Here is a 16,810-nt window from a genome sequence, read left to right as displayed (position 1 = left end):
CGGGGCGGAGGTGTCGGACCTGCGGGGCCCGACCGCGCGTGCGTCGGGATCGGCCGTGGAACCTGGCCCGTCGGTCGTCGCGCGGACGCGGGCCGTGGCCGGAAACGCGGCGATGGCGGCGGCGATGGGTGGGGCGCCACCGGGTGCCGGGCCGGGCCCGTTCCCGTCCTGGTGGGCCGGGCAGCTGCTGCCGGGCGGGCAGGACCTGATCGGCAACCAGGCCGTCGCGGCTCAGGCGGGTGCGCTGCCCGCAGCTCAGCAATCCCCCTCGGCACAGCTCCCGGAACAGCAGCAGTCGGCGCGGAAGCCGGACGCGAAGAAGCCGGAGCCGAAGCCTGTCCGGAAGGCGAAGGCCCCGCCCGCACCTCGCCCGGTCCAGAAGGACCAGCAGGACCAGAAGGACAGGAAGGAAACCGAGGACCGCCCCGGCAAGGGAGCGAAGAAACAGGAAGCGACAGGGCCGCGGTCACCGGGTGCGGACCCGAAGTTCCAGGCGTTGAAGAAGGACGTCGCGGCCAAGAAGCAGCGGGTGGCGTCGAGCCACCCGCCGCCGGCCGCGGAGGCCGGTGCCGCGCAGGGAGCCGCGGTGCCGCCGGCCGACGACCAGGAGGCCCGCGGCAAGGCGGCGCACGCGGAGGACATGGACGCCGCTCAGCCGAAGGAGTTCGACAAGCAGTCGTTCATCGCCGCGGTGGAGAAGGCCATCAAGGACCGGGCCCCGAAGAACCTGGACGAGGCCGACAAGTTCGGGGAGTCGGGCAAGGCGGAAGAGGTCAAGACCGAGGTCCAGGGCAAGGTCGGTGAGGGCAAGGACGCCGCGGGCCAGGAGATCGCCGACACCACCGCCGCCACGCCGGAACCGGCCCCGGACGCCAAGGAGGTCGTGCCGCTGGCGGCGGACTCGGTGCCGGGGAAACCGGGTGCCCCGAACCCGAACCAGGCGGCCCCGGACGCGTTGCCGAAGTCGGCCACGGACATGTCGGCCGGGCCGGACCAGGTCAACCAGCAGATGGCATCGGCGCAGGTCACCGAGCAGCAGCTGTCGATGAAGAACTCGGGCGAGCCCGCGTTCGACAAGGCGGTGCGGGACAAGAAGACGATGGAGGCCCACTCGGCGGCCGCCCCGAAGGAGCTGCGTGCCGGGGAGGCCGCCGAGCTGAAGAAGGTCAAGGCGACCGCCGCCACGAGCGGCGCGGCCGCGATGGGTGCCCTCCACGCCACGCGGGTCGCCACCGGCCAGCAGGTCACCACCGGCAAGGAGGGCACGAAGGGCCGCGACGAGGACAAGCGGACGAAGGTCACCGCCCTGCTCCAGAAGGTGTTCGACGAGACCAAGGGCGACGTCGAGGAGATCCTGTCCGGCCTGGACAAGAAGGTCGACACCCAGTTCACCAACGGCGAGAAGCGGGCGAGGGACCGGTTCACCGACGAGCACACCCGGGGCATGGACGAGTACAAGTCCCGCCGCTACTCCGGGCTGCGGGGCAAGGCCCGCTGGGTCAAGGACCTGTTCGCCGACCTCCCGGAAGAGGCCAACCGGATCTACGAACGCGCTCGGGACAACTACCTGACCGCGATGCGCCAGGTCATCTCCGACGTCGCCGACACGGTCGAGGGCGAGCTACGCCATGCCAAGGACCGTATCGCCAAGGGCCGCAAGGACCTCCAGCACACGGTCGACACCCTGCCCAAGGACCTCCGTGCCATCGGCAGGGAAGCGGCCGCGGACTTCCAGGGCAAGTTCGACGAGCTGTCGGACACGGTCAACGACAAGGGCACCGAACTGGTCGACACTCTGGCCACCAAGTACACCGAAGCGGTCAAGTCGGTCGACGCCGAGATCGCGGCGGAGAAGGAGAAGAACAAGGGCCTGGTCTCCAAGGCCGCCGACGCCATCGGCGGCGTCATCAACACGATCAAGGAACTCGGCCGCCTGCTGATGGGCGTCCTGCGCAAGGCCGCGTCGGCGGTCGGCCTGATCCTCAAGGACCCGGTCGGCTTCCTCGGCCGGCTCATCACCGGTGTCGGCGGCGGGCTCAATCTGTTCATGAAGAACGCAGGCCGCCACCTCCAACAAGGCGTGCTGGCCTGGCTGCTGGGCTCCGGCGTCACGGCGGGCCTGGTCCTGCCGACGAGCTTCGACGTCCTCGGCATCCTGGTGATGATCGCCGGTCTGCTCGGGCTGTCATGGCCGAACATCCGCGCCCGCCTGGCCCGCAAGGTCAACCCGAAGACGATGGCGGCGGCGGAAACGGGCAAGGACGCGATCCCGATCGTCGTGGAGGCCAAGAGACGCGGCGTCGCGGGCTTGTGGTCGGACCTGAAGTCGCGGGTCGGGGACCTGAAGAAGGACCTGATCAGCAAGCTGGTGTCCTACCTGCTGCCGACGATCATCATCGCGGGCGTGACGTGGATCGTGTCGCTGTTCAACCCGGCGTCGGCGTTCATCCGCGCCTGCAAGATGATCATCGACATCGTCCGGTTCATCGTCACCCAGGGCCGTCAGATCATCGAGTTCGTCAACACGGTCCTGGATGCCGTGATCGCCATCGCCCGCGGCGGCACCGGCGGCGTCCCGGCCCTGGTGGAACGCGCGTTGGCACGGTCGATCCCGGTCCTCATCGGGGCCCTGGCCGCGATCCTCGGCATCGGGGGGATCGCGGGCAAGGTCAAGCAGATATTCCAGGCCCTGTCCCGGCCGGTGAGCCGCGCCATCGACTGGGTCATCACCAAGATCACCGGACTGCTCAAGAAACTGGCGGCCAAGCTCAAGCCCAAACGGAAGAAGCCCAAGCGCCCGCAACACCGCCGCAAGCCCACGAGACCGAGAAGGCCGCGCAGACCGGCGAAACCGAAGCGACCGCGCAAGGCGAAGAAGCCGGACCGCCGGAAGAACCGCAAACGCGAGGACCGCCGCACGGACCAGGACAAGCGGCGCGCCCTGGACGCCGCCATCCGCGACGCGAACCGGCTCATCGGTGACGGAAACGCCACCGTGAAGTCGGTCCGGGCCGGGCTGCCCGACATCAAGCGTCGGCATCGCCTGACCTCCATAAGCCTGAAGAAGTCCGGGGACCTCCACCACATCAGGCTGGCCATCAACCCGAATGGCAAGTCGAAGGACGCGGCACTGGAGTTCGACTTCGCCAACACCGGGAAGGTCTTCGCGGAGAAGGTCCACACGTCGTGGTGGGACAAATTGCTCAGCAAGGCCAAGTCCGGCTCGAACAAGCAACTGTGGCAGCGTTCCGTGCTGGACAAGACCGAGTCCGAAGCCGTCAAGTATGCCGGCAGTCAGAGCGTGACCCAGTTCCGCGAGAAGCACCCGAGAGCGGCGGACAACAAGGAAGTCGCCGTCACCTACCTGTTCAAGGCCGGGTCCGCCATTCGTACGACGTTCCTCGACAAACTCGGCGGCGACGAGGGCGCGCTGCCGAAACTCAAGACCACCGGGAAGAAGGCCGCTGAAGGTGATGAGAAGACCGTCAACGACGTCGAGGAGATGGTCTTCGACCCCGCTCTTGGTACCTACGGGCGGTGGGATCCATTCCCCAGCCGGGATGCGGACGCCGACAAGGACCTGGTGGCGGCGGTCAAACTCGCCGGTGGGCTGGACGGGTTTCTGGAGACCATGGTGCGCACGCGGCGCGTCGGCGACGTCAACTGGACGAGGTTCGGCTGGCTCTGGGACAACGACACGCCAAGCCGTGAGTTCATCAAGGGCCACTTCCGCGACCTCAACCCGGGTACGCACGAGTGGATACCCACCAACTACATCCTGCAGGTCCTCGAGGTCGCCATCGCGCAACACAAGAGAGGCAACGTCGAGAAGGGCCTGGACTGGCTGCGCCTGCAGGATGCCCTGCGATCGCCGACGAACGTTGTCATCTGGCGCATTCTGGACGGCGAAGGCCTCGTGTCGCTGGGTGCGCACGTGGGCACCTTCTACACTGACGACCGCAAACCGACCCTGACCAACGGCACCAAGGAGTTCCACGATCGGCTCCGCGCCCTCTACATGCAGAACAGGACAGGCACCGCCCGGGCGTACGTCACCCTGCTCATCGAGATGCTGGGCAGCGACGCACAGGCGGGTCCGTCCGGATTCCAGCTCATGTGGAGCGGGGGTGTCGGCGCCATTCCAAGCGAGGCGCTCGGACGTTCGATCGATGTACTGTTCAGGGAGAAGCCTGGCGATTTGAAGAAACTCACCCTGTTGGAACTCTCCGGCAAACAGAAGAAGGCATTCGCGGCGGTGCGACTAACGTTCGCGAAGGCCAGGGACGCCCTCAAAGGATGACCGATGGAACCGGCTATCGCCGAAGCGATCACCCTCGAAGTCGGACACCCGGCACCGTTCCGGGATGAGGAACTCGACAGCATCATGGACTTGGTGGTCCACCATGCCCGTGGCAGCTCCGGGCTCGAGCGCTGTAAGTCCCTGCGAATCCTGATCCTGTCTGGCCACGGCAGCAACAAGATCCCGGACCTGGGCGGATTCCCCGCACTCGAGAGCCTCACGGTCTCCGACAGCGACGTCCGTGACATCGGAGCGGTCCGCACGGCACCCTCGCTGCTCGTGCTGAGCGTGGAACGCAACCTCGTCGCGGACATTTCGCCCACCCTGGAGTGCGCGAGACTGACCTTGCTCGACGTCAGAGGCAACCCGCTGTCGGACATGTCATACCGGGAGGTCATCCCCGAGCTGCGGGACAAGGGCGTCGACGTACAGGCTTCAGAAGAACGGGAATGGGCCCTCACCCGCGCACTGCACGCGGCGGGGCTCCCGTTCTCCTACTATCAGTACGGCGATCACCACCGCTTGTCCCGTCCTGGCCTGACTCGCACCGACACCCCGGAGGGCGGCCACATCAAAATCACCCCTCAAGAACTGGAACACCTGCTGGTCACCAGTCCCAGCGACATCGAAGCCCTCTTTTGACGACCCGACCCAAGTCTCCGGCAAGCTCTGAGCGTGAGACCACGCTTGACTGCCCTCCCTCGACCGAAGGGGCTATGCGAGCCAGGTGATCGCCTGCGCCGTGCAGGTGGGGCCGCACCGATAGCGTTGTACGCGCCGACCCAGCCTCCCCCACACCAGCATGGGTGGAGCCCTGCGCCACCAACTCACCCGGCGCGTGCGGGTACTCGGCGCGACGGCAGAGATCCCACCGCCGCCTGGGGCGCGCCGAGCTGACGATGCCGGGATGCATTCACAAAGGTCGAGCACATTGGTCACTCGGTAAGGCCAAGCCCTTCAGGGAGGTCCAGGAGAACTTGCCGACGATCCTCGTCCCCGGCTTCTTCAGCCATCTGGGTAATGATCGAGATGAGTTCCGCTCGCTCGGTATCCGACAGAGCCCCTAGCGACGTGGCGGCATCCTCGGCAAGAGCCGCCGACGCCTCCACGGAGACAGACTCTTCGTCGGACAGCTCAAGGGATACAAGCAGCTCGATCAGCGCGCGAGCAATGATGGCATTCATGGCGAAACTATCCTCACCTTGATATTGATGATGTTCTGCTGCCCGAGCATTCTAGTAGCCCGCCGGTACGCACGTTGATCCGCCACCTCCCAGACAGCTGTTCGCCCGTTCTGGTCGAGAGCCATGGATTGCCTGGTCGCGGCCCAGCTTCGACTTGGGAGTGGTAGCGACACCGAGTTTCCGATCGATCAACTGGCCATCGCGGAGCCCATCGAAGCGAACCGCCCCAGGAGTGCCGTCTGCTTTTACATAATCAAGCGAAGGGACAAGCCTCTTCTGTGAGGAAACCTCACTTCGAGCCCCATGTGCGCCAGATTCATACGCATCTGCGGCTGCCGATCGGGTTGTACCCTCTGTAACCCAATTGACCTTTCCAGCTTTGCATCCCGCCAGGCCCAGCGGGTCAATCCAGCTGAGCGGATCAGCAACATACGCATAGTCATTTAGCGCCGGTTCGATGCCTAGAGGATCGGGGGTGATGTAGCGGGCCGTCTCGGCGTCGTAATGGCGGTGATAGTTGTAGTGCAACCCCGTTTCTGCGTCCGCGTATTGGCCGGGGAAGCGGAGAGGGCAGTCAACGGCCTCCGGGCTTACTGGGGAGGGGAAGTCCGTGCCCCAGAGGGTGGTGCGGTGTTGCCAGGCCGGGCTCGCGCACCAGTGACGTGTGGTCGGTTTGGGTCAGGGGGCGGTGGGTGTCTGGGGCGTAGTCCCAGGTGGTGTGCTTGCCCTCTGGTGTGGATTGCTCCGCGAGGCGGGTGTCTTCCCATGCGAAGGTCACCGATTCCGCCACCGTGCCGTCCGCGGCCAGGCGTTGTTTGGATATGCGGCGTCCGAGGGGGTCGTACGTGTAGTGCCAGTGCTCGCCGTCGGGGGTGGTCGCGTTCGTCAGGCGGTCTTCGGGGTTCCAGGTGTAGGTCCAGGTGCGGGTCTGGCCGTTGAGGAGTTTGCGGGTGCGGCGGGTGAGGCGGCCCTGGGCGTCGTGTTCGTAGGTGGTGCGGCCCGCGCGGTGGATGATCGTGCCGGTGAAGGAGCGGTCGCCGGGGGTTTCGTGATCCGGGGCCGTGGCGTGGGTGAGGTTGCCCGCCGTGTCGTAGGCGTACGTCTCGGTCCAGCCGTGCGCATGCACGGCGGTGACGCGGCCGACCGAGTCGAGGTCGAAGCGGCGCGTGCCCGAGGTGAGTTCGCGGATCTCGGCGAGGTAGCCGTCCAGGCGGTAGGCGTAGGAGCGGTGTTGGAGGATCCGGCCCGTCTCGCGGCGGTGGCCTGCGTTGATCGTTTGGGTGGCGAGGCGGTCTGCCCTGTCCCAGGTCTGCGTCAGCGTCACGGACTCGCCGATGCGGCGTTCCGTCTCGCGGCCCGCAGCGTCGTACGTGAAGGTCAGGGTGCCGGCCGTGCCCGTGGTCAGTTGGGCGGGGCGGCCTGACTCGTCGTAGGTCCAGACACTCCTCAGGCCCGAGGGCGTCGTGCGTTCGATACGGCGGCCTGCGGCGTCATACGCGTACGTCGTCGTCCGACCGTTGACCGTTTCTGACAGGACTCGGCCCACCGCGTCCCGTTCGAGGGTCAGTTCGACGTCCGGATTCGTCGCTTGGGTCAGGGTGCCCTGCGCGTCGTAGGCATATGTCGTCCGTGCGCCGGACTCATCGCGTTGTTCCGTCGTGCGGCCCAGCACGTCCCGGGTGAAGTGGAGGGTTTCGCCCGCGCCGTTGGTGCGGGTCCGCAGGTCGCCCGCCGCGTCGTGGGTGTAGGTGAGGGTGCGGCCGTTGAAGTCGGTCTCGGCGGTGAGGCGGCCCGCCGGGTCGTAGGTGTACGTCCAGGTCAGGCCCTGGGGGTTGGTGACCTGGGTCAGGCGCAGCTCGGTGTCGTAGGCGAAGGCGTAGCTCGCGCCGTCGGGCTCCGTGCGGGTGGCGGGGACGTCGAAGTGGGTGGACGTCTGGTGGGTGGTGTTGCCTGCCGGGCCCGTGTGGGTGAGGAGGTTACCCTCGCCGTCCCAGGTCCAGCTCTCCCGGGCGCCGTCCGGCTCCTCCCGCCACCCCGGTTTGCCCTCGGTCGTCCAGCCCATACGGGTTGTGCGGCCCAACGGATCCGTCGCCTCCACCACCCGGCCGAAGGGGTCCCGGCGGACGCTCGTGGTGTGTCCCAGCGGGTCCGTTACGGCGTTGGGGAGCCCGGTCCGGTCCGGGGTCAGGCGCGTGGTGCTGCCCAGCGCGTCCGTCACCTCGGCCAAGTGGCCCCGCTCGGTGTAGCCGTAAGTGGAGGTCGACCCCATGGGGTCGGTGGTGGTGAGGAGATTTCCGGCCCCGTCGTAGACGTGGCGCCAGGTGGTGCCGCCCGGTTCGGTGACCTCCACAGGCTGGCAGAGATCGTTGTACGTGGCCCGGGCCTCGCTGCCGTCGGGGAGGGTGACAGCGGTGAGGTTGCCGTCCTCGTCGTAGGCGTAGCGGGTGGTGTGACCCATGGGGTCGGTGACCGAGAGGCGGCGGTCGCCTCGGGTGTTCCACGTGGTGAGGGTGGTGTGGCCGAGCGGGTCGGTCTCCTCGGTCACCTGGCCGTCGGTGTTGTAGCGGTAGGTGGTGCGGTGGCCGAGGGAGTCGGTGTAGACGGTGGTGCGCGCGGCGTCGTCGTATTCGAGGGTGCCGTTGTAGACGCCGTCGCTGCCCTCGGTGCGGATCACCCGGCCGTCCGGGCCGTAGACGTACGCGAACGACGTGCCGTTGCGGTCGGTCCAGGATGTGACCCGGCCCTGCGCGTCGTAGGTGTAGCGCATCGGCTGGTTGCTGGAGTTGATGACCTCGGCGAGGTGACCGGCCTCGTCGTACGCGTAGCGCATCACCATCGTGCCGGCACCGTCGCGGCCCTGGGGCTCGTAGATCGAGGGCGCCTCGTCGAGCAGGCGCAGGGCGGTAACGCGCCGGTGCTCGTCGGTGTCGACGGCCACGTAGTAGCCGCCGGAGTGGCGGATCGCCAGGGGGTTGCCTGCCAGGGCGCGTTCGATGTCGATGCGTGTGCCGTTGCGGTCCTGGAGGCTTTCCAGCCACAGGTGGACCGCGCTGGACTCCTCCGTCGGGGCGGGGCGGGTGAAGGTCCGTACGACACCGGTCCCCGGGTCGGTGACGGTCATGACGCCGTCCGGCTTCCCGTCCCACTCCAGCGGCCAGCGCGCGCCCTTCTCCGGCAGGGTGGGAACGTCGGGCTCCGGCACCGGGTACACCAGCCGCATGCCATCGGCGGCGGCGAAGACGACGCCCTCGGAGTCGAGCTGGATGCGCTCGTCCAGCAGACAGGACCAGGTCGGGCCGAAGCTGACGCCGCCCCGGTAGGACGACATATGGGTGCGTTCGAAGACCAGCGGCAGGGAGCCGGGGAGCGTGAGGTCGGTCTGCTCCATCAGCATCGCGCCCGTCGCGATGTCAATGGGTTCGCCCACCTTCGGAGTCTCCTTGGCAAAACGACCGGCGGGGCCCTTCCCAATGAGGTTGGGGCGGATCCCGGGCGGCTTCAACAAGCCGGGAACGCCGCCGGTCTTGGGGAGCACGCCGGGCTTGAGCACACCCGCCCCGGCGCCGAAGAGGCCCCCGTAGATCATGCCGTCCTTGGCGGCGGCGTTCACCTCATCCAGGCTGAACCCACCCTGCTGACCGAGGGCGATCTTGGCCGGCTGCGCGACGGCGAGATCGACGGTGACCGACGCGATGCTGGTGTACACGGCGCCGACCAGCATCTCCGCGGCGATGGTGGCCACCGCCCCCTCCACCGCGACACCCAGGCCCGCCGCCATCGCGATGATCTCCCCGGCGACCGCGTCGGAAGCGCCCCCGGTCGGCAGGGTCAGCAGCCCGCCGGCGACAATCGCCACGGCATCGATGGCGATCTGCGTCCACAGCTCCTCGATCGCCTCATCGACCTTGTCGGCGAACTTGTCCAGCGCCTTGGCCATACTGCGGGCGGACGTGGCCAGGTCGCTCAGCCAGCCCTCGTCCTTGCCCTTGGCATAACGCCCCCAGAAGGTCTCGAAGGCGTCGATCGCCTCGCCCTTGTTGTTGTGGATGAGCGTGGTGGCGGCCTTGTTGGTCGCGGCGCGCACGTCATCCACCGTGTCAGCGAAGGTCCGCCAGGCGTCGGCGGCGTGGCGCAGGGTGCCGGAGTTGGCGTCCGGCCACCACATGCCCAGCTACAGCAGAATTGCCTTGGCCTTCTCCTCGACCGTGCTACCGATGCTCACTTGTGGCCGTCCTTGCCAGGCGCGTTCTTCGCCTTGGTGAACATGCCCTCGATCAGCTTGTCGTTGTCGACGTGGCCGTCGGCCATGTCCTGCATCGCCTCGTGGATGCTGGTCAGGCCGAGGACGAGGACGCCGGTCGCCGACTCGATGTGCTTCTGGTTCGGCTTGTAGTGCTTCGCGAAGTCCTTGCCCGGCTTGTCGTCCCCCCACGGCCCGCCATAGCCGTCCAGCGTATTGATCAGCGTGGTCAGCGCCTCACTCAGCTTGACCGCCTGGTGATGGAACGTCGGCGACACGGACTTGATGTCCGCCACCTTGATGTCCAGGACCCTGCCGCCGCCGCTGCCGCTGCCCATGCGACGCCTCCCCCTTTCGACCGAACGAACGCATGGCAAAGGGTTCACTATATGAGGTCATGAACGGGGACTCAGCCAATCAGGGGTATGACATGCGCAAAGCCGTGGTCATACGTGGACCGACCACGTCAGGCGCCACCCTGGTAGAGGCGGCCCGCCCCCGGATCAACCGCCCGGCCCTGGAGTGACTCTGTCGCGCCTGGTCGTCGAACCTGTCACCGAGCCGATCGCACGCCACGCTGCCGCGCTCCTCGCCGACGCCGGCCTGCACGGCCACACGTACGCCATCAACGCCATGCTCAGCGCCATCGCCCTCGCCACGCCCGTACTGGTCGCCATCCTCACCTCGGATCCCGAAGATCTGACCGTGCTGTGCGGCGGACGGGCCACCGTAATCAAGGTCTGACCCGGCACCTCACCGCGGGGCTGCGCTTCTCGGACCAGACAGGCACTTCGCGTACCGGCTCAGCAGGAGCGCGACACTGTTACCGGCGCGCTGGGCAACCTCAGCTGGGTCCGCGTCCGCACACAGCCAGGTGGACAGCGCCGAGTGCCACAAGTCATACGGCGGCGCAGCGACTCCAGCACATCGCGCACCAGGACCGGATCGTGCAGGTGCACCAGGGGGCCGGGACGCCTTCGCCACCCACTGCAGGACCAGCCGGTCCTCCGCCGGCACCTCCCCCGGCCCAGGCACGAGGAACGCCCAGTGCCGCAGGGCACGACGCAGCAGCTGCCCGTTCGGCCGGCCAGGAAGGTCCCACAGCATCGCCACTGTGACAGCTGTCAGCGCGTCGCTGACCTCGTCCCGGGTCTTCGCCACCCGCCCGGGCCAGTGGGCCCGCGCGTACTCGGTCGCGAAGGATCAACGAAAGGCCCGCTGGCCCGGGGTTTCTCCCTGCCAGCGGGCCTTCCCGCACCGTCGGGACGACAGGATTTGAACCTGCGCCCCCTTGACCCCCAGTCAAGTGTGCCCCCGATTCCCGGGAAAGTGAGGGGATGCCGGAGCCACCCCCTACGGCCCGTGCGGGCCGACGTCACCGGCTCGCGCCGCCACCGCCGCCTCCAGCAGGGGCCAGCCGTCGACCTCCGCCGCCCGCCGGTCCCCCGGCTGCCATCCGCGGGCCGACGCCGCGTCGAGCAGGGCCCGGACGGCGCCCGGTTCGTGCAGGTTCAGGGAGCCGCCCCGGACGTATCCCACGTCCCCGGAGCCCAGCGGGAACCCGCCCGGGACGTACCGGCCCGGGCCGTCGGCGAAGACGATGCGCAGCGGGCCGCCGGTGCCGGGCGGTTGGGGGTACAGCGTGAGGGTCTCGCGGCAGTCCGCGGCCCGGCCGCTGTCCAGCACGCGGTGGCTGTGGCGGAGCGTCCACAGGTACGCGCGCCCTTCGGCGACCAAGCGGCGGGGCTTCTTCGGGTGGCGGGGCACGGGGCCGACAGTACGCGGCCTAGGAACGTCGTCGCGTCGCCACCGCAACCCCTGTCCCGATCCCTGCGATCACGAACCCGATCCCACCGAAGATCAGCGGCATCAGCCACAGCGAGGCGAACCCGTTGATCCGCGCGTCCTCGGGGGAACCCGGGGCGTAGAGCACCTCGACCCGCTCACCCAGCTCGTACGACGGTGGGTTGGACCCCGTGGAGTCCTCGAACTTCCTCGGCGCGCCGTCCGCCGAGGTGAACGCGACCACCGGGTACGCCGCGGGCTTGTCGTCCGTCTGCGTCCTGGGGGAGGTCTCGTGGTCGTTCCGCCACTCCAAGGACACCACCGTCCCCCGGGCACGCTTCGCGTCCGTCAGGAACGACGCCGACACCCCCGCGAGGATCAGCCCGATGGCCAAGAACAGCGCCCCGAACGCGATCACCACGAACGGGACCCACCGGCGGCCACCCCGCCCACGCACCTGAAACCTCACGATGTCCCCCTCACTTGTCCGGTGTGAGAGGGACGCTATCCCTGACATCCCAGTCGCCGTGTTCCCGTCCCGCACTTCGGAACGGTCCGGCTGTCGTCGGTGGCGCCGCGTGGTTACCGGGTCACCGTCCACTTCTGGTTGGCGGCGCCGGTGCAGGTCCATATCTGGAGCCGGGTGCCGTTGGCCGAACCGCCGCCGGTGGCGTCCAGGCACTTGTCGGCCTGCGGGTTGACGATGTCGCGGGCCGCGGGGACGGCCCACTGCTGGGCCGCGCTGCCATTGCAGTCGTAGAGCTGGACCGGGGTGCCGTCGGCCGTGCCGCCCGATGCCACGTCCAGACACTTGCCCAGCGCGCGGATCGTGCCGTCGCTGCCGACGGTCCACTGCTGTGCGGCCGAGCCGTTGCAGTCATAGAGCTGTACGGGCGTGCCGTTGGCGTTGTCGGCGCCCGCCACGTCCACGCATTTGCCGCCGACGCCGGTGATGGCGCCGCCGCCCGGTTGTGCGCTGTCGGTGCTGACCCGGACGTAGTCGACGAGGAGCTGCTGGGGGAAGGCCGTGCTGCCGTCTGGGTCCCCGGGCCAGTAGCCGCCGACCGCGAGGTTGAGGATCAGGAAGAAGGGCTTGTTGAACGCCCACTGCCGTCCGCCGAGGTCGGCGGGGGTGCGCCGCTGGTACACGGTTCCGTCGACGGACCAGGTGATCGCGTTCGGGCTCCAGTCGACGGCGAAGGTGTGGAAGGCGTCGGCGAACGCCTGGCCGCCGGGCAGGGTGTACCCGGCGCCGATGCCGCCGGACCCCGAGTATCCGGGGCCGTGGAGGGTGCCGTGGACGGTGGACGGCTCGAAGCCCACGTTCTCCATGATGTCGATCTCACCCGAGTTGGGCCAGCCGACCTGTCCGATGTCGTTGCCGAGCATCCAGAACGCCGGCCACATGCCCTGCCCGCGCGGAACCTTCATCCGGGCCTCGACCCGGCCGTACGTGGTGGTGAACTTGCCGGACGTGTTCAGCCGGGCGGAGGTGTACTCGCATCTTCCGTACCAGCACTGGTAGTTGCCGGGGTTCTCGCGGCGGGCGGTGATGACCAGATGGCCCTGTCCGTCGAGGGCGGCGTTGCGGTTGCCTGCCGTGTAGTACTGCCGCTCATGGTTGTTGACGTTGTCTCCCGTCTCGATCTGCCACTTGCCGCCGTCGACGGCGGAGCCCGCGGGCCCGTCGAACTCGTCGGAGAACGTGACGGCGGCGGCAGCCGCCGGTGGCGCGGCGGGATCCACGGCGGAAACGGGCGCACCCTGCGCCAGTCCGGTGGACAGCGACATGAGGGCGAGAACCGAGGCGAAGGACAGCAGTAATCGCCGGGGCAGACGCGGGGAGTCCATGACTCTCCCTTCCAGACGTCCGGAGTGGGGGGTGAGCGGAACATGACAGATACTCAGTTCACTACGTGATTTAAGAAGTGAAGGGAAACCCTGTCAAGAGTTTGGTCTGGACCAGTCCGCCGTGCCTCTCAGTGGTCAGCCCTTGACGGCGGAGCTGGCGACACCCTGGACGAACCAGCGCTGGAAGAAGGCGAAGACGATCAGGACGGGCAGGACGAGGAGGACGCCGAAGGCGAGGATCTGGCCCCAGTCCGGGGGTTGCTGGCCTTGGAAGACGCTCATCTCCAGGGGGAGGGGGCGGACGGAGGGGTCGGAGACCATCAGGACCGGCCAGAGGAACGAGCCCCACTGCATGAGGAAGGTGAGGATCGCGACCGAGGCGAACACCGGCTTCGACATCGGCACGATGACCGCGAAGAACGTGCGCCAGGGGCCCGCACCGTCCAGCCGGGCGGCCTCCTCGATGCTCGGCGGGATCGAGCGGAAGAAGGTGTGGAACTGGTAGATCGAGAAGGCGTTGGCGATGAACGGGACCGCCTGGATGAAGATGGTGTCGCGCTGGTCGTTGAACATGTAGAAGAGCGGCACGGCCACCGACTCGAACGGGACCAGCATCAGCAGCAGCACGAGCGTGAAGACGGCCTCCCGGCCGCGCCACTTCAGCCGTGACATGCCGTACGCGGCCATCGAGTTGACGAAGAGGCCGCCGGTCACGACCACGAACGCGACGAGCAGCGAGATGCCCATGAAGCGCCAGAAGTAGCCGGTGCTGTCGGAGTTGAGGGCGTCCAGGACGGCCGCGTAGTTGTCGAAGGACAAGTGGGTGGGGAGGAAGCCGGTCAGACCGTTCAGCACCTCGTCCGAGGGCTTGAGGCTGCCCAGGAGCAGGTACAGGACGGGCAGCACGAAGATGAACGCCAGGATACCGAGGACGGCGTAGTCGGCGAAACGGCGCAGGGGTGCGCGGGTCGTGGCCATCGTGGGTCAGTCCTCGTTGTCGGGCCGGACGAGGCGGCGCTGGATGAGGGTCAGGGCGACGACGATCAGGAAGAAGACGACCGTGATCGCGGACGCCTGGCCGATGTTGTTCTGGTCGAAGGCGGTGGTGACGGCCTGGTACATGACCGTGCGGGTGGCGTCCTCGTCGAGACCTCCGCCGTGAATGAGGACGTAGACCTGGTCGAAGACCCGGAAGGACAGCACGGAGGTCAGCATGGCGACGAAGACGAGGGTGCCGCGGATGCCGGGCAGGGTGACGTGGCGGAACTGCTGCCACCGGGGGGCCCGGTCGAGTTCGGCGGCCTCGTAGAGCTCGCCGGGGATCTGCTGGAGCCCGGCGAGCAGGATGACCATCTGGAAGCCGACGCCCTGCCACACCGACAGCACGATGATCGAGGCCATCGCGGTGGCGCCGTCGCCGAGCCAGTCGAAGGCGCCCCAGTTGCCGAAGCTCACCGCGTGCAGCGCGGAGTTGAGCAGACCCTCGTCGCTGCGGGCGAGGATGAGCCGCCAGATCACGGCGACCAGGGCCATGGGGAAGACGACCGGCATGAAGAACAGCGACCGGAACAGGCCGATCCCCTTCAGCTTGCGGTTGAGCAGGATGGCCAGGCCCAGCGCCAGGCCCGTCTGGAGCGGTACGACGACCACGGCGAAGGTGAGGTTGTTGAGCAGGGCCCGCAGGAACGGGCCGGACAGGTCCGGGTCGGTGAACAGGCGCCGGTACTGCTCGATCCCGAAGAAGGTGGGCTCCAGCGGGGAGCCGAGGCGCACGTTGTAGAAGGAGAGGACGACGGCGTAGCCGAACGGGATGCCGACGAAGGCGATGAGTCCGGCGACGGCGGGCGCGGACATGAGCAGTCCGTGCGCCCAGTCTCGGTTCGTACGCACCGGCCGCGCGCGCTTCACGGGGTTCACGGGCGGGCCCTGCTCCCTCCTCGAGGGCGCGGCGGGCGCGGGTTCCACGGTCTTCACGGGGTGTCCTGTTCCCGGCCGGGACGGGCGTGCCGCCGTACGCGTCCTGCGCGTCGTGAGCGGTCCCGCCCCGGCCGAAGCGTCCTACGGGATGACGGGGTTACGGGACTACGGGATCTTGTAACCGGCGTTGTCGGAGAAGTCCCGGTCGATGGCGCGTGCGGCCTTCTCCAGGGCGCCCTTCGGGTCGGCGCCGCCGTATATCGCGTTCAGGGCGTCGCTGAACTTGGCGGTGACGGTGGGGTATCCGGCGGTGACCGGGCGGGTCACGGCGACGCAGGTCTTGGTGACGTCGCTGTCGCGGCAGGGCTTGGCGAGCTGGTCGGCGAAGAGCTGGAGCGGGCCGCCCCGCTGGTACAGCTCGCTCTTGGCCAGCGCGGACCTGGTGGCGGGCGGAGCGCCGTTGGCCGTCGTCATCGCGGTGACGTTGGTGTCGTTCAGCAGAGTGTCGAGGAAGGTCCCGGCCGCCTTGGCGTTCTTGGAGTTCGCGCCGATGCCCCAGGCCCACGAGCCCTGGCCGGTCTTGGGGCCGTTGCCGAAGTCGGGCAGCGGCAGCACGACGAGGTCGTCGCCGAGGGCCTTGCTGTAGGCGGGGTACATCCAGTGGCCGACCCAGCTCAGCGCGACGCGGCCGTTGGCGAAGGCGTTGCCGTCGGTGTTGGGGTCGGTGTACGGCTTCCAGGACTGGAGGGTCTTCATCGCCGACAGCGCGGCGGGCGTGTCCAGGGCGCCCTCCGCCTTGCCGTCCTTCAGCAGGGAGCCGCCCGCCGACCAGAGGACCGGCGCGAAGCCGAAGGTGCCCCACTCGTTGGCGTAGCCGCTGTTCTCCTGGAGGTCGACGACCTTGCCGTCGGAGTCCTTGGTCCCCAGCGCCTTGAGCGCGGCCGTGAACTCGGTGGCGGTCCAGTCGTCGGACAGGTTCGTCGGGTATTTGACCCCGGCCGCGTCCAACAGCTTCTTGTTGCCGTAGACGCCGAGCCCGGCGTCGTACATGCCCAGGCCGTAGTGCTTGCCGTCGATCTCGCCCTGTGCCTTGCCGGCGTCGGTGGCGTTGGACATCGTCTTCGCGGAGACGTAGGAGTCCATGGGGGCGAGCTTCTTGTTGTAGACGAAGTTCGCCATGGTCGGGCCGTCGAACTCCATCACGTCCGGAAGCTTGGAGGCGTCGGTGGCGGTGATGGTCTTGGTGTAGTCGTTGGTGGGGATGAGCTTCAGCTCGACCTTGATCTTGTGCTGGGAGGAGTTGAAGGACTTCACCGCCTTCCGCAGGGCGGCGCTCTCGCTCTTCTGCCCCTGGTGGGCCCAGACGCTGATGGCGCCCTTGCCGCTGCCCGCCTCCGCGGACACGTCGGCGCCGCTGCCGCCGCCGCAGGCGGCCAGTGCCGCGAGGGGCAGAACGAGGGCCACGCCCGTACAGGCGGTGCGACGGTACCTTCTGTTGGTCGAGCTCATGGTTCGTGCCTCCGGTGCGGTGCG

10 protein-coding genes, 1 tRNA gene and 2 pseudogenes are annotated in these 16,810 nt (G+C 68.2%); 3 read left to right on the top strand and 10 right to left on the bottom strand.

Translation table 11 applies throughout. The features are described 5' to 3' along the window. The first annotated feature begins 94 nt into the window (after positions 1-94). Positions 95-4,300 (top strand): hypothetical protein, encoded by a 4,206-nt coding sequence (locus SSOG_RS38120; RefSeq protein ID WP_167542532.1) that lies wholly within the window; start codon positions 95-97, stop codon positions 4,298-4,300. A gap of 3 nt (positions 4,301-4,303) precedes the next feature. Beyond that, a complete protein-coding gene (locus SSOG_RS38115) occupies positions 4,304-4,942 on the top strand; it encodes a leucine-rich repeat domain-containing protein (protein WP_009719643.1) in 639 nt (212 codons plus the stop codon). A gap of 293 nt (positions 4,943-5,235) precedes the next feature. On the opposite strand, the gene SSOG_RS38110 is transcribed toward SSOG_RS38115, so the two are convergent. From SSOG_RS38110 to SSOG_RS38100, 3 genes and pseudogenes are all read right to left on the bottom strand, one after another. Further along, a complete protein-coding gene (locus SSOG_RS38110; RefSeq protein ID WP_009719642.1) occupies positions 5,236-5,484 on the bottom strand; it encodes a hypothetical protein in 249 nt (82 codons plus the stop codon). A 387-nt stretch (positions 5,485-5,871) separates the two neighbouring features. After that, a pseudogene (locus SSOG_RS38105) lies at positions 5,872-9,649 on the bottom strand (RHS repeat-associated core domain-containing protein); the annotation flags it as partial. A 53-nt stretch (positions 9,650-9,702) separates the two neighbouring features. Further along, the gene (locus tag SSOG_RS38100) at positions 9,703-10,062 is read right to left on the bottom strand and encodes a hypothetical protein (RefSeq protein WP_009719640.1); all 360 of its coding nucleotides are present in this window, start codon (positions 10,060-10,062) and stop codon (positions 9,703-9,705) included. A 125-nt stretch (positions 10,063-10,187) separates the two neighbouring features. Between SSOG_RS38100 and SSOG_RS38095 the strand changes: the two are divergent. Beyond that, positions 10,188-10,468 (top strand): annotated as a pseudogene (locus tag SSOG_RS38095) (DNA-binding protein); the annotation flags it as partial. Positions 10,469-10,984: 516 nt separating this feature from the next. On the opposite strand, the gene SSOG_RS52755 reads toward SSOG_RS38095, so the two are convergent. The 7 genes from SSOG_RS52755 to SSOG_RS38065 all read right to left on the bottom strand — a co-directional run bounded on the left by SSOG_RS52755 (position 10,985) and on the right by SSOG_RS38065 (position 16,786). Further along, positions 10,985-11,087: transfer RNA gene (locus SSOG_RS52755), tRNA-Pro, on the bottom strand. Continuing rightward, positions 11,078-11,491, bottom strand: a complete 414-nt coding sequence (locus SSOG_RS38090; protein ID WP_039939674.1) for a hypothetical protein — start codon at positions 11,489-11,491, stop codon at positions 11,078-11,080. Before SSOG_RS38090 ends, SSOG_RS52755 begins: the two co-directional genes overlap by 10 nt. A gap of 19 nt (positions 11,492-11,510) precedes the next feature. Further along, a complete protein-coding gene (locus SSOG_RS38085; protein WP_039942384.1) occupies positions 11,511-11,978 on the bottom strand; it encodes a DUF3592 domain-containing protein in 468 nt (155 codons plus the stop codon). A 113-nt stretch (positions 11,979-12,091) separates the two neighbouring features. Next, on the bottom strand, positions 12,092-13,360 hold the full coding sequence (locus SSOG_RS38080; RefSeq protein ID WP_039939673.1) for a glycoside hydrolase family 16 protein: 1,269 nt from the start codon (positions 13,358-13,360) through the stop codon (positions 12,092-12,094). Positions 13,361-13,495: 135 nt separating this feature from the next. Next, positions 13,496-14,338, bottom strand: coding sequence for a carbohydrate ABC transporter permease (locus tag SSOG_RS38075; RefSeq protein ID WP_009719636.1), 843 nt, complete (start codon positions 14,336-14,338; stop codon positions 13,496-13,498). Between the two features lie 6 nt (positions 14,339-14,344). Further along, positions 14,345-15,277, bottom strand: a complete 933-nt coding sequence (locus SSOG_RS38070; protein WP_245606469.1) for a carbohydrate ABC transporter permease — start codon at positions 15,275-15,277, stop codon at positions 14,345-14,347. A 165-nt stretch (positions 15,278-15,442) separates the two neighbouring features. After that, positions 15,443-16,786, bottom strand: a complete 1,344-nt coding sequence (locus tag SSOG_RS38065; protein WP_039939672.1) for an ABC transporter substrate-binding protein — start codon at positions 16,784-16,786, stop codon at positions 15,443-15,445. Between the last annotated feature and the right edge of the window lie 24 nt (positions 16,787-16,810).

Source organism: Streptomyces himastatinicus ATCC 53653, from assembly GCF_000158915.1.
Lineage (GTDB): Bacteria > Actinomycetota > Actinomycetes > Streptomycetales > Streptomycetaceae > Streptomyces > Streptomyces himastatinicus.
This window is presented reverse-complemented; position numbering and strand designations above follow the sequence as displayed.

Coding starts and splice junctions, on each gene's coding strand:
- SSOG_RS38115 (WP_009719643.1), top strand. CDS start 4,304: ATGGAACCGGCTATCGCCGAAGCGATCACCCTCGAAGTCGGACACCCG.
- SSOG_RS38110 (WP_009719642.1), bottom strand. CDS start 5,484: ATGAATGCCATCATTGCTCGCGCGCTGATCGAGCTGCTTGTATCCCTT.
- SSOG_RS38100 (WP_009719640.1), bottom strand. CDS start 10,062: ATGGGCAGCGGCAGCGGCGGCGGCAGGGTCCTGGACATCAAGGTGGCG.
- SSOG_RS38080 (WP_039939673.1), bottom strand. CDS start 13,360: ATGGACTCCCCGCGTCTGCCCCGGCGATTACTGCTGTCCTTCGCCTCG.
- SSOG_RS38075 (WP_009719636.1), bottom strand. CDS start 14,338: ATGGCCACGACCCGCGCACCCCTGCGCCGTTTCGCCGACTACGCCGTC.
- SSOG_RS38065 (WP_039939672.1), bottom strand. CDS start 16,786: ATGAGCTCGACCAACAGAAGGTACCGTCGCACCGCCTGTACGGGCGTG.